9 protein-coding genes and 1 tRNA gene are annotated in these 12,910 nt (G+C 63.5%); 6 read left to right on the top strand and 4 right to left on the bottom strand.

Annotation, left to right across the window (positions count from 1 at the left end; all coding sequences use genetic code 11):
* Positions 1–73: 73 nt before the first annotated feature.
* The 4 genes from AC1DJW_RS11890 to AC1DJW_RS11905 all read left to right on the top strand — a co-directional run bounded on the left by AC1DJW_RS11890 (position 74) and on the right by AC1DJW_RS11905 (position 3,763).
* A complete protein-coding gene (locus AC1DJW_RS11890; protein ID WP_476901486.1) occupies positions 74–1,492 on the top strand; it encodes a phosphomannomutase/phosphoglucomutase in 1,419 nt (472 codons plus the stop codon).
* Between the two features lie 27 nt (positions 1,493–1,519).
* Positions 1,520–1,972: a hypothetical protein gene (locus AC1DJW_RS11895; protein WP_390281160.1), complete on the top strand. Its 453-nt coding sequence runs from the start codon at positions 1,520–1,522 to the stop codon at positions 1,970–1,972.
* A gap of 24 nt (positions 1,973–1,996) precedes the next feature.
* Complete coding sequence (locus AC1DJW_RS11900; RefSeq protein WP_284753446.1) at positions 1,997–2,446, top strand: RrF2 family transcriptional regulator; 450 nt, start codon at positions 1,997–1,999, stop codon at positions 2,444–2,446.
* Positions 2,447–2,602: 156 nt separating this feature from the next.
* Positions 2,603–3,763 carry a globin domain-containing protein gene (locus AC1DJW_RS11905; RefSeq protein WP_390281162.1) on the top strand — a complete coding sequence of 387 codons (1,161 nt, stop codon included), beginning with the start codon at positions 2,603–2,605 and terminating at the stop codon, positions 3,761–3,763.
* Between the two features lie 186 nt (positions 3,764–3,949).
* Here AC1DJW_RS11905 and AC1DJW_RS11910 read toward each other — a convergent pair whose 3' ends face one another.
* The 3 genes from AC1DJW_RS11910 to AC1DJW_RS11920 form a co-directional block, all read right to left on the bottom strand.
* A complete protein-coding gene (locus AC1DJW_RS11910; RefSeq protein WP_476901487.1) occupies positions 3,950–4,573 on the bottom strand; it encodes a TetR/AcrR family transcriptional regulator in 624 nt (207 codons plus the stop codon).
* Position 4,574: 1 nt separating this feature from the next.
* Complete coding sequence (locus AC1DJW_RS11915; RefSeq protein WP_476901488.1) at positions 4,575–7,193, bottom strand: PEP/pyruvate-binding domain-containing protein; 2,619 nt, start codon at positions 7,191–7,193, stop codon at positions 4,575–4,577.
* A gap of 153 nt (positions 7,194–7,346) precedes the next feature.
* Positions 7,347–9,173: a phosphoenolpyruvate carboxykinase (GTP) gene (locus AC1DJW_RS11920; protein WP_390281167.1), complete on the bottom strand. Its 1,827-nt coding sequence runs from the start codon at positions 9,171–9,173 to the stop codon at positions 7,347–7,349.
* Between the two features lie 283 nt (positions 9,174–9,456).
* Here AC1DJW_RS11920 and AC1DJW_RS11925 point away from each other — a divergent pair.
* Positions 9,457–9,530: transfer RNA gene (locus AC1DJW_RS11925), tRNA-Arg, on the top strand.
* Positions 9,531–10,125: 595 nt separating this feature from the next.
* On the opposite strand, the gene AC1DJW_RS11930 is transcribed toward AC1DJW_RS11925, so the two are convergent.
* Complete coding sequence (locus AC1DJW_RS11930; RefSeq protein WP_284753451.1) at positions 10,126–10,854, bottom strand: FadR/GntR family transcriptional regulator; 729 nt, start codon at positions 10,852–10,854, stop codon at positions 10,126–10,128.
* Positions 10,855–11,216: 362 nt separating this feature from the next.
* On the opposite strand from AC1DJW_RS11930, the gene AC1DJW_RS11935 reads away from it, so the two are divergent.
* Entirely contained in the window at positions 11,217–12,857 is a 1,641-nt protein-coding gene (locus AC1DJW_RS11935; protein ID WP_459341510.1) for an ABC transporter substrate-binding protein, read from the top strand.
* The last annotated feature ends 53 nt before the right edge of the window (positions 12,858–12,910 follow it).

Raw genomic sequence — 12,910 nt, forward strand, 5'->3', positions numbered from 1 at the left:
TGTGGACAAGCGTTTTCCACAGAGATGGCGTCCCTGCGCAGCGACGCCCCCGCTCCACAGTAAGATTGAGCGCGTGACTAGCGAGCAGAACAAGACATTTGACCTCTCAGCTTCCTTCAAGGCCTATGACGTGCGGGGAATCGTCGGCGAATCCATCACATCCCACATCGTGGAATCCGTCGGCGCGGCCTTCGTCGACACCCTCGGCCTGGCTGGCGAGACTGTGCTGGTTGGCGGCGACATGCGCCCGTCATCCCCCGAATTCATCAAGGCATTCGCCGACGGCGCTGCTCGCCGCGGCGCCAATGTCCAGCTCCTGGACCTTATCTCCACCGACGAGCTCTACTACGCCTGCGGTGCCCTGAACGCGGCTGGTGCCACGTTCACCGCAAGCCACAACCCCGCCGAGTACAACGGCATCAAGATGTCCAAGGCCGGCGCCCAGCCGATCTCCTCCGAAACAGGCCTCAAGGAAATCCAGACGCTGGCGGAGAAGTACCTCAACAACGGAAGCATCCCGGCTGCAGATGTACAAGGCAAGATCAGCACCCGCGATGTCCTGAAGGACTACTCGGAGTACTTGCGCAGCCTGGTTGAACTCAAGGGCTCCCGTCCGCTGAAGATCGTCGTCGACGCCGGAAACGGCATGGCCGGGCTGACCACTCCCGCAGTGCTTGGTGACCAGCTGCTTCCTGCCCTGCCGTTCGAGATCGTCCCGCTGTACTTTGAGCTGGACGGCTCCTTCCCGAATCACCCGGCCAATCCGCTTGAGCCCGAAAACCTGCGCGATCTTCAGGCCGCAGTCATCGAGCACGGCGCGGATATCGGCCTGGCGTTCGACGGCGACGCCGACCGTTGCTTCGTGATTGACGAGAAGGGCGAACCGGTATCTCCGTCTGCCATCACCGGCATGGTTGCGCGTCGGGAAATCGCCCGCGCACAGGCAGCGGGTGAAGAGACACCCGTGATCATCCACAACCTGCTGACCTCGCGAGCAGTCCCGGAACTCGTGGCGACGGATGGTGGCAGGGCCGTTCGCACCCGCGTAGGGCACTCGTTCATCAAGGCTGTCATGGCCGAAGAAGGAGCCGTCTTCGGCGGCGAACACTCGGCGCACTTCTACTTCCGCGATTTTTGGAACGCAGACACCGGCATGCTCGCGGCCATGCACGTCTTGGCGGCACTGGGCGAGCAGGACGGCCCGCTGTCCGAGCTTGGCCGCCAGTACGAGCCGTATGTCTCTTCCGGTGAAATCAATTCCGAAATCGAAGACAAGGCAGGAGCCATTGAGCGGGTCCGCGCCGATTTCGATGACGAAGACGTCGACGTGGACACCATGGACGGCAGCACGTTCACCGCGAAGGACGGCAGCTGGTGGTTCAATCTTCGCCCGTCCAACACGGAACCATTCCTGCGCCTGAACGCCGAGGCGAAGGATGTTGCCACCATGGAAAAGGTCCGGGACCGCGTGCTTGCACTGGTCCGGTCCTAACCGGCAGCCCCGAAGGCGAGCAGGAGCATGAGCACCGCAAGCAACGGCCTCGAAAGCACAAAGGAACAAGAGCTCCGCGAAGTCCGTGAAACGCTTGGTGCCGCCCTGGCGACGGCGCAGGAACATTTGGAACAAAACGGTGGCTTCCTGCCCTTCGCAGTCACGCTCGCGGAGGATAACGAACTTCGGATCGTCTTCGTAACGCCCGGAGAGCCGGACGACGAGGGACACGTCGACACGGAGTCGATGTTGGCAGACATCCTCGAATTGCTGCGCCAAGGCCGTGACGAATACCGCGCGGTGGCGATCGCCAGCGACGTCATCCTTCCGGAACACGGCTCGGACGGGATTCACGCCGCGGCTGAGCACCGTAGCGGCGGGCTGATGGCAGCCGTCGTCCCCTATGTCCAGATCGCCGAAGGCTTCACCTTTGACAATGCCGAAGCTGACACCAATGAACGCCTCGTATGGGTTGACTAGACCTTACTCCGTAAGCTTGAGGGCATGAAGATCAATGCCTTCGCGGATGTGAGCCTGCGTGCGCTCCTGGTTCTCTCGTCCGCGCCCGCAGGTGAACTCCTGACGACCCAAAACATCGCAGACGCAGTAGGGACTCCTTACCACCACGTCAGCAAGGCCATTGTTCGGCTACGGGAGCTGGGCCTCATCGACGTCGAGCGAGGACGCAAAGGGGGATCCCGGCTCAGCGCCGCCGGACAGAAGGCCACCGTTGGCCACATCCTGCGGGAGTTGAATAACAGGCCCGATCCCGCCGAGTGCCAATCCGTGCATGGCGACTGCCCCCTGATCACCGAATGCGGCCTTCGCCATGCCCTGGCCCGCGCAAGGGAAGCCTTCTACCGGGAACTGGACGACGTCGTCGTATCCTCCCTACCGCGCCTGCGGCAAATGGCGCCGGCGTTCCAGGCGATCGGGCTACGCCCGGGGCTGTAAACCAGGGTCCTGGCGCGCCTCTGTCATCTCCGGGCTGTCGATTCGCCAAATCCTTCTACAGCGTGTAGAAATTTAGCTATAGATACTTGCATTCCAAATACAAGTATTGATCCCGGTCCGCATGCACCCCCACGGGCCACTACGACAGGAGTACCTATGCTCTCGGACAAGTCCTTCCCCGTCATCGAGGCCACCTTGCCGCTCGTCGGCTCCCGGATTGGTGACATCACCCCCAAGTTCTACTCCCGCCTCTTCGCTGCGCACCCCGAACTGCTCGATGGGCTATTCAGCCGTTCGAACCAGCGCTCCGGCAACCAGCAACAGGCCCTGGCTGGGAGCATCGCCGCGTTCGCAAGCCATCTGGTGAGCAACCCCGGCACCCTTCCGGAGACGGTCCTGTCGCGCATTGCACACCGCCATGCTTCCCTGGGGATCACCGAGCCGCAGTACCAAGTGGTCTACGAGCACCTCTTCGCCGCCATCGCGGAGGACCTGGCAGAAGTCATCACCCCTGAAATCGCCGAAGCCTGGACAGAGGTCTATTGGCTCATGGCAGACGCGCTGATCAAGCTCGAAAAGGGGCTCTACGCAGCGCAGGCCAACGGCAAGATGTGGAGCCCTTGGAAGGTCGTGTCCAAGACTCCCGCCGGTACCGGTTCCATGACCTTCACCCTGGAGCCGGCCGACGATACCGCCATCACCGCAGCACTGCCGGGCCAATACATCAGCGTCAAGGTCACCCTCCCGGACGGCCTGCGCCAGGTCCGCCAGTACTCGCTTTCGGGCGATGCCGGCACCAGCCGTAGCTTCACGACCAAGATCGACGACGGCGGCGAGGTCTCGCCCGTGTTGCACAACACGGTCGTGGTGGGCGATGTCCTGGAGATCTCCAACCCCTACGGCGAGATCACGCTCAAGGATGGCGACGGTCCCGTGGTCCTCGCCTCGGCCGGAATCGGCTGCACGCCCACGGCTTCCATCCTGCGCTCGCTCGCCGATTCCGGCTCCGACCGCCAAATCCTGGTCCTGCACGCGGAGAGCAATCTGGACAGTTGGGCCTTGCGCGGGCAGATGACGGACGACGTCGAGCGCCTGGACGCAGCGGAACTCCAGCTCTGGCTGGAGGAACCGCAGCCCGGGTCCAATGCCGGCTTCATGTCCTTGCGCGAAGTGGACCTTCCGGCGGATGCCTCGCTGTATCTGTGCGGACCGCTGCCATTCATGAAGCACATCCGCAACGAAGCCATCAACGCCGGAATCCCTGCCACAAAGATTCACTACGAAGTCTTCGGACCTGATATCTGGCTCGCCAACTAGCAAGCAGCAGATGACCCCAACTAGTCCCCACCGCCACCCTCGCCGCGCAAGTCCGCACCGGCTCCCAGCCCTCGCAAGCTCAGGCAGGGACCCTCGCCGGTGGGGCCCCACGGCCAGGGAACCCTGGCGGCGTGGGCCCACGCAGTTGTTGTCGTTTTGGAGCCTCAAAACGACAACAACTGCGAGTCAGTTGGGCGGCCCAACCAGCAGTGGCAGCATCACTTCATCCACCACGTGCACCAAGAAATCCTCATCAATCGGCATTCCGGAGAAGATGAACCTCTGCCTGAGCAAGGCGGGGCCGGCTTCGACCCTCGTCTCCGTGGCCAGGCGGGGATCGCATTCGCCGCGGGCCGCGGCCTGCTCAATGATCGCGCGCATGATCTTAGCTACGTTGCCGCGGGCGTACTCCCGGATCTGAGCCGCCACCGCCGGATTCTGGAGCGCCTCCCCCAACAACCCGCGCATGGCTTGCCCCACCGCTCCTTCCAGTTGTTGGGCCACGAGCCGCAATATCGCCAGGGCGTCTTCGCGCAGGCTGCCGGTATCCGGCGCGGATGCCGGACCGGGCATGGCATCGTAGGCTGCCTCGAGCACCAAGGCCGCACGTCCGGGCCACCGCCTGTAGAGCGAAGCTTTACTCGCCCTGGCGCGTTCGGCCACGCTGTCCATCGTCAACGCCGCGTAGCCGGACTCGGCGATCTCTGCCCGGACTGCTTCGAAGATTGCACTGTTCAGGGCCGCCCCGCGGCGGCGCGGCAACTTTCGATGGTCCCGCTGTTCGGGTGTCTGGTCCCGTTGCCCCGGCATCTCAAGGCCTCTCCGCCGAGGCGCCCGGAAGGACCACTCCCAGGGTTCCGTCCACGAGCACATCCTGCCCGTCAACCAATGTGCTGGTGCCCGAACCGGTGCCCATAACGGCCGGAATTCCGTATTCCCTTGCAACGATTGCCGCGTGCGAGCCGAGCCCACCGGCGTCCACCACAACCGCGGCTGCCCGCTGGAACAGCGGCGTCCAGGCGGGGTTGGTGTATGGGCAGACGAGGACCTCTCCGCTGCGCAGCAGTCCGAACTCCGCCGGCCCGCGGATCACGCGGACCGGCCCGCTCGCTCGGCCGCGGCTGGCTGCAGTGCCGGAGACGAGGGCCCCTTCCACCTGGCGGCCCTGGCGGCCCCGGCCAAAGAGCAAAGCCGGATCGAGCAGCGGGATGCCTTCGAGCTCGCGCCGCTTCGCCGCCCGAGCCAGCACAAGCGGCCGGAAACGGTCACGGAGCGAAGCCGGCAGCGCGCCGTCGTCGGCGTCAGTGATGGACTCGAGCTCCTCGAACCGCAGGTGGTAGATTTCGTCCGGCTCATCCAACACGCCGGCCAGCGCCAGTCGGCGGCCGAGCTCCCGGTAGGCCCGGCGGATCGGCGGGATGGCTTTGGTGGCGTAGAAGTGGCTGTCCTCGCGGAACGCCATTCCGGCTTGGGCGGACTCAACGGCGGCGAGCACCCTCCGCCGCAGCAGTTCGAAGCGGAGAGCCGGATGGCGTTTCAATTCCACAAGCGCATTCCCGGCCTGTTCAACTGTTTGGGGCCGTTCTCCGGACATGGCCTTCACGAGCCCCAAAACCACCTCGGGGGCATCGGACCAAGTGGGCGAACTGCTGAGGACAACGCTCATGGTCTCACGGTGGCCGTACTCGAGCTGAAACGCCTCGAAAGCCTCGCGGAATGCACGATGTCCGTGTTCCTTTTCCAGCAAGTCCAGGAGCTCAAGGGGGCCTGAATCAAGTAGCGCGCGGGACAGCCCGGGATCGTCCGCCGCGATGGACGCGAGCCGTTCAAGGGCCCGGTTCGCTTGGCTCGTCCGGGTTTCCGCCCCGGAAATCAGGGCTGGCGCGAGCTTTGTCTTGCCCAGGAACAAGAGCATGAAACGCATTTTCAGCACCGGCACGAGGATGCCGGGCAGGTAGGAGACCCTCAAGTCCGTGATGCCCTGCATCGCCGCGAAGCATTCCCCGGCAAAGGCAGTGACCGCACGCCACCGCAGCGGGCCGAGGTCTTTGCCATTCAGTCGTTCGATGTTGTCGATAAACGAGGAGAAACGAGGATCCTGGGTCCAAGCGCCGGCGTTGAATCGCATCGCCCTGCGCAGCAAAGACGCTGGCGCGGCAAGCGTTCGAATGGTCGGGCGCGGCACAGGTAGGATGAGCTGCACCACCACCCCTTCCTCCTCCGGCAGCAGCTCCTCAACCGTAGGGAAGACCACACCCACGCTCCCGGCCATGCCGTGCAGCATGGCAAGGATTCCCCGGCTCATCCAGCCGGATACATCCAAGGGATACGGCCGCGACTGGAACATCTCGATGAAGAACGGCCCCACCCGTCGTTGGACCGCGTTGAGGACGGGCGGTTGGGGCGGAAGTGCGGTCATCGGCCTCGACTGCAGCAAGTACAGCTTTCCGCCGACCGCCGCCCATTCGATGTCCTGTGGCCGGCCGAAATGCTGCTGGGCCTTCTTTCCCAGTGTGGCCAATTCCGCCAATTCCGCAGCGGCGAGCCCGGGCGTCGTACCTTGGGCACCGAAGCTTTCCTGCGTGCCGCCGCCCTCAGCCGCGCTGATCACCACCTCGCGGCCACCGGGCGTGAAACTCAGCACCTTTCCCGAGGCGTCCAGGACATAATGCTCCGGCGTCACGCGCCCGGAGACCACGGCCTCACCCAGTCCGGGGTTCGCGTCCACCACCAGCTCGCCGCGCTCGCCCGTGACCGGGTTCGCAGTGAACAGGACACCTGCCATGGCGGCCGGCACCATCTTTTGCACGACGACGGCGATGGCCACCTCGTGCGGATCGATCCCCTGCCGCCGGCGATAGGCCATCGCGCGGTCCGTCCACAACGATGCCCAGCAGCTGGCTACCGCCTGGACTACATCGTCCCCGCCTTGCACGTTGAGATAGGTGTCCTGCTGACCAGCGAACGCGGCTCCCGGAAGATCCTCCGCCGTAGCGCTGGACCGGACCGCGACAGCCCCGCCGCCCAGCCCCGCATAGGCATCGAGGATCTCCTGCCGCAGCCGGCCAGGCATTTCCGCTCCGGCGAAGAGGGCTCGCAGGGCGGCCCCGCCGGTGCCGTCGCTTCCGTCGGGCGCACCGCCGTCGGGCACTTCATCGGGTTCGACGGACAGAAAGCCGCCCAGCGCCGCCCCAACATTCGTTTCCGCCAGGAAGGACAGGTACGCGCCCGTGGTGACGATGAAACCCGGCGGCACCGGGAACCCTTGACGCACCAACTCCCCGAGAGCGGCACCCTTTCCACCGGCGACGGCGACGTCCCCCACGCCGAAATCGGCCAAGGGCGCGGTGGCCTGCCCGGTTACCTTGGACCCCTCACGCGGTCCTGACGCCAGAGTGGACTCTTTTGTGTACCGCTGGGCATCGTCCATGGCCGGACCCCCCGAAAATTAGAGAACTGCTGGTTCTCTAAAAGCTACTCTCGGCCACATCGCGGCACAATGCTCTGGAAGGGGAAACGACGGCGGTCCCSCACCCTTGGTGCGGGACCGCCGTCGTCGTAAGCCGGGTTGCCGGCAGGTGGGCTAGGCCAGGCGGGCCTTCAGGCCGTCGAGCTCGGAGAGCAGAGCTGCCGGCAGGGAACCGCCGAACTTTGCGTACCATTCCTCGATCGATGCCAGTTCGGTCTCCCATTCGGCTGGGTCGACGCGCACTGCGGCTTCCACCTCGGCGGGGGTCATGTCCAGGCCTTCGAGGTCGATGGCCTCACCGGTCGGCACGAAGCCGATGGGAGTCTCGACCGCGTCGGCCTTGCCTTCGAGCCGCTCGATGGCCCACTTGAGGACGCGGGCGTTGTCTCCAAAGCCGGGCCAGGCGAAGCCACCCTCGGCAGTGCGGCGGAACCAGTTGACCAGGAAGATCTTGGGCAGTCGCTCCGGGTTGGCCTTGGCGGACAGGTTGACCCAGTGGTTCAGGTAGTCGCCTGCGTCGTAGCCGATGAACGGCAGCATGGCCATCGGGTCGCGACGCACAACGCCAACGGCACCGGCCGCTGCAGCGGTGGTTTCGGAGGACAGCGTGGAACCCATGAAGATGCCGTTGGACCAGTCGCGGGCCTCGGTGACCAGCGGGATGGTGGTCTTGCGGCGGCCGCCGAAGAGGATCGCGGAAAGCTCCACGCCTTCGGGGCTGAAGTATTCCTCGGCCAGCATGTCGATCTGGTCGATCGGCGTGCAGAAGCGCGAGTTCGGGTGCGCTGCAGGCTTGTCGGAATCGGGAGTCCAGGAGTTGCCCTGCCAGTCGGTCAGGTGTGCCGGAGTTTCCTCGGTCATACCCTCCCACCACACGCCGCCGTCGTCGGTCATCGCGACGTTGGTGAAGATGCTGTTGCCCTTGGCGATGGCACGCATGGCATTGGGGTTGGTGCCCCAACCGGTGCCGGGAGCGACGCCGAACAGGCCGGCCTCGGGGTTGACGGCGCGAAGCTCGCCCTCCTTGCCGAAGCGCATCCAGGTGATGTCGTCGCCGAGGGTCTCCACCTTCCAGCCCTTGATGGTGGGGTCGAGCAACGCGAGGTTGGTCTTGCCGCAGGCGGAGGGGAATGCTGCAGAGATGTAGTAGGTCTTCTGCTCCGGGGAAGTCAGCTTCAGGATGAGCATGTGCTCGGCCAGCCAGCCTTCGTCGCGGGCCATGACGGACGCGATGCGCAGGGCGTAGCACTTCTTGCCAAGGAGGGCGTTGCCGCCGTAACCCGAGCCGAAGGACCAAATGGAGCGCTCTTCCGGGAAGTGCACGATCCATTTGTCCGGGTTGCAGGGCCAAGCCACGTCTGCCTGGCCGGCTTCCAAAGGAGCACCCAGGGAGTGCAACGCCGGGACGAAGAAAGCGTCGGTCTGCGTAATGCGCTCAAGGACGTCGGTACCGATGCGGGCCATGATGCGCATCGAGGCAACAACGTAGGCGGAGTCAGTGATCTCGACGCCGAACTTCGGATCTTCGGCATCCAGGTGGCCCATGACGAATGGAATGACGTACATGGTGCGGCCGCGCATGGAGCCGGCGAACAAGCCGCGCAGCTTCTGCTTCATCTCGGCCGGGGCCATCCAGTTGTTGGTGAAGCCTGCATCGCGCTCGTTCTCGGAGCAGATGAAGGTCTGCTCTTCCACACGCGCAACATCGGCGGGATCGGAGAATGCGGCGAAGGAGTTCGGGAAAGTCTCCGGGTTCAGCCTTTTCAGGGTGCCCGCTGCGACGAGTTCGTCGGTCAGCTTCTTATTTTCAGCTTCGCTGCCGTCAACCCAGTGGATGCGGTCCGGCTGTGTCAGCTCGGCTACTTCCTCCACCCAGGCCAGCAGGCGTGCATGCGTAGTAGGTGCCTTCTCAAGCAACGGCAGTCGCGCCAGATCGCCCATCGTGGTTCCCTTCCTCGGGTTCAGTGGTGTGTCCTAAATGCTAGGGGTCGCGGAGTAGACCAATCCGGGTCCAGACATAGGATCTCTTGACCATTTCGGAGCAAAACCCCTAAAAATCAAGGATCTGCGTCAACGACTTGCCAAATTTAGTGACCAAGGTCACATAGACCGGTCTAGTTAGGCAGATTACACCGCGCCGATTTGGCACGAACGGGGATCTCGCGTAAAGTTTATTGAGGTTCGAGGGGGGAGCGAGTTTGAAACTCCCGAGAATCACCAAGATGCGCCCATAGCTCAGCTGGATAGAGCGTCTGTCTACGGAACAGAAGGTCAGGGGTTCGAATCCCTTTGGGCGCACAAATGAAGACCCGCACCGGTCCCGGTGCGGGTCTTTTTTCGTTAAATTCCGGGCCGGGTTGGTTGGCGCGCCTCGTCTCGAGGGTTGCGCGCGCCGTCCTGACCCTCTTTGCCGCCCCACGGCCACCACATGACGAGACTCGCCGTGTCGTAAGCGCTTTACCAAACCAATGAAGGTCAGGAAGGGCAGCCCTTCAAGAACCCGGAGGACTCCCCCGGCACTACGCGGCCAGCAGACCTCACTCCACGGCGGAGGTGCGTACGATTCTGCTGGATCACAAGCACTCCCCGGGCCCGGCACCCTTGGAATCACACGGCCAGAGACCTTCGGCAGGGGGAATGATCCAGCAGAATCCGACGCCTACCCAGGGCATCGCTCTACGATCCAACGTGCAAGCCGACGCGCGCGCCGTTCTGACCCTCTTTGCCGCCCCACGGCCACCACATGACGAGACTCGCCGTGTCGTAAGCGCTTTCCCAAACCAAAGAAGGTCAGGAAGGGCAGCGTCTCCGGGGGTTGCGCGCAAAAGGCAAGGGCCGCCGTCGTACTTCATGACAAAGTACGACGGCGGCCCTTGCGCTTGGGTGCCAGGCCTTAGACCGCGACGGCCTCGCTGATACGACGGCGGATTCCGTCGAAGTGACGGTTGAGCAGCTCGGCGGCCGCGGTCTTGTCTCCGGTTGCGACGGCGGTGTAGATACTTCGGTGCATGGCAGCGGTGGCAACTAGATCTTCGTTCGCGGAGCCGATCTCCACGTGGATCTTCCGGTAGACCTTCCAGAAAACGCCCATGAGGTTGATGAGGAGCTCGTTATTCAACGGCTCGAACAGCCGGCGGTGGAACTCAGCGTCGGCGGCTACGAAGTTCTCGCCAGCGTGCGCCAGCTCCTCCATCTGCTTGACGGCTTCTTCGATCAGGGCAAGCTGCTCAGTGGTCATCACGTCCATGGAGGAGCCGATCAGCCCCGATTCGAGCGCTTGGCGCACGTCCACGAGTTGCAGCGCCTCGAGCCCCTGGTGGCGCAGCGACAAGCGGCCCCGGAACGTGAGGCCGTCGGCGAGCGCCTCGAAGTTGCTCGGGGCGACGAACATGCCAAAGCCATGGCGGATCTCGATGACACCCAGCGCCTGCAGCACCTTCAGGGATTCGCGAAGGGTATTGCGCCCTACCCCCAACGCCACGGAGAGTTCATTTTCCGTGGGCAGAGGATCGCCCGCCTCGAGCTCGCGTTCGAGGATCAATTCCATAATGTCCGACTGGAGGGCCCTGAGCCGGGCCTGTGCGCTGAACCGCGCCTGCGGAACGACACCGGAAGTGGTCATGGCTCTCCTTGCAAAAGTACCCATCCTTGGCCCGGATCCTTTCAGGACCGGGGACAAGGAATCAGTGCAGTGTTAATGTTGAGGTGAGCCTAGCGCCCACCGTGGATATAGTGCTTCGCAACATACAATATCGGATGTCCCATCTCCTTGATAGATGTTCGCCCTTATTTTTGACCGAGCCCCAGGCTGAACTTCGCAAGGTGAACCGCGGCGCAGCGCCCATCGGCAGCACCCGCCGGGAGCACCACAGTCGCTCGTCGGGTCACCAGTGATCCAAATCTCGCTTGACGACTTCATGTGACCGCCCTTACAGTTTCTTTACGAGCATCGGATGTCCTACATCCGATAACCAGAAAACTTGAATGGTGAGGCATCTTATGAGCAACACGATTAACACCCTGCCGCTGGTCAGCGACGCCAGCCGACGCAACTTCCTCAAGCTGACCGGGGCGATTGGAGCCGCGGCAGCCTTCACGGCCACCCTGTCGGCATGTGGTGGTCCTGCCTCCACCACAACGGGCGCAGCAAACAACACTGCGGCCGTCAACAAGGATCTCACCATCGAAGCAGGCATCTCCTATGCCCTGTCCACGGGTTTCGACCCGATGACGTCCTCCGGAGCCACGCCGCAGGCGGCCAACCTGCACATCTTCGAAGGCCTCGTGGAACTCCACCCCGCCACCCGCGAGCCTTACAACGCGCTGGCCGGCAGCGACCCCAAGAAGGTCAACGACACCACCTATCAGGTGACAATCCGCGACGGCGCCAAGTTCCACAACGGCGCCCCTGTCACCACCGACGATGTTGTCTACTCCTTCACCCGCGTGATGGACCCGGCCAACAAGTCCTTGTTCTCCCAGTTCATTCCCTTCATCAAGGACGTCAAGGCCCTCGATGCCAAGACGGTCGAGTTCTCACTGAAATACCCTTTCCCCGGCTTCGGACCCCGAATCTCCGTGGTGAAGGTGGTTCCGAAGGCTCTGGCCTCAGCCGATCAGAAGGGATTCGATGCCAAGCCCGTAGGTTCCGGCCCCTACAAGCTGATCTCGGCAGTGAAGGACGACAAGATCGTCTTCGAAGCATTCGCCGACTACAACGGCCCCAAGCCGGCACTCGCCAAGGGCATGACCTGGCTGTTGCTCTCGGACGCGGCAGCCCGTGTCACCGCAGTCCAGTCGGGCCGCGTCCAGGCGATCGAAGACGTCCCCTACCTGGACATGGACGGGCTCAAGTCCAAGACCCGCGTTGAATCCGTGCAGTCCTTCGGCATGCTGTTCCTGATGTTCAACTGCGCCAAAGCCCCGTTCGACAACAAGCTGGTCCGCCAGGCACTCCATTATGGACTGGACAAGGACGCCATCATCAAGAAGGCCTTGTTCGGCAATGCCAAGGCTGCGTCGTCGTACTTCCAAGAGGGCCACCCGGACTACGTCAAGGCCAAGAACGTCTACGGCTACGATCCCCAGAAGGCCGCGGACCTCCTCAAGCAGGCCGGCGTGAGCAACCTCGAATTCGAGCTGCTCACCACCGATACTGCCTGGGTCAAGGACGTTGCCCCGCTGATGCTTGAATCCTGGAACAAGATCCCGGGCGTCAAGGTCACCGCAAAGAACCTGCAGTCCGGCGCCCTGTACTCAGACAGGGTTGGCAAGGCCGACTTCTCCGTGGTTGCGGCCCCGGGCGACCCCTCCGTCTTCGGCAACGACGCGGACCTGCTCTTGAGCTGGTTCTACTCCGGCGCCACCTGGATGGCCAAGCGCGCCTACTGGACCACTCCGGAAAGCGCCACCCTCCAGGGCCTGATGGACAAGGGCTCGCAGGCCGCAGCCGCAGACGCGAAGAAGATCACCGGCCAGATCGTGGACCTCGTCTCGGACGAAGTCCCGCTGTACCCGCTCTTCCACCGCCAGCTCCCCAGTGCATGGGACGAAAAGAAGCTCTCAGGCTTCAAGCCGCTGCCCACCACGGGACTGTCCTTCATCGGCGTCGGCCGCACCTCCTAGCCACACCCAACTGGCTCGCATTTGTTGTCGTTTAGACGGCTCAAAACGACACT

This window comes from Arthrobacter sp. 05L417 (assembly GCF_056397865.1).

Coding starts and splice junctions, on each gene's coding strand:
- AC1DJW_RS11895 (WP_390281160.1), top strand. CDS start 1,520: ATGAGCACCGCAAGCAACGGCCTCGAAAGCACAAAGGAACAAGAGCTC.
- AC1DJW_RS11900 (WP_284753446.1), top strand. CDS start 1,997: ATGAAGATCAATGCCTTCGCGGATGTGAGCCTGCGTGCGCTCCTGGTT.
- AC1DJW_RS11905 (WP_390281162.1), top strand. CDS start 2,603: ATGCTCTCGGACAAGTCCTTCCCCGTCATCGAGGCCACCTTGCCGCTC.
- AC1DJW_RS11910 (WP_476901487.1), bottom strand. CDS start 4,573: ATGCCGGGGCAACGGGACCAGACACCCGAACAGCGGGACCATCGAAAG.
- AC1DJW_RS11915 (WP_476901488.1), bottom strand. CDS start 7,193: ATGGACGATGCCCAGCGGTACACAAAAGAGTCCACTCTGGCGTCAGGA.
- AC1DJW_RS11920 (WP_390281167.1), bottom strand. CDS start 9,173: ATGGGCGATCTGGCGCGACTGCCGTTGCTTGAGAAGGCACCTACTACG.
- AC1DJW_RS11930 (WP_284753451.1), bottom strand. CDS start 10,854: ATGACCACTTCCGGTGTCGTTCCGCAGGCGCGGTTCAGCGCACAGGCC.
- AC1DJW_RS11935 (WP_459341510.1), top strand. CDS start 11,217: ATGGTGAGGCATCTTATGAGCAACACGATTAACACCCTGCCGCTGGTC.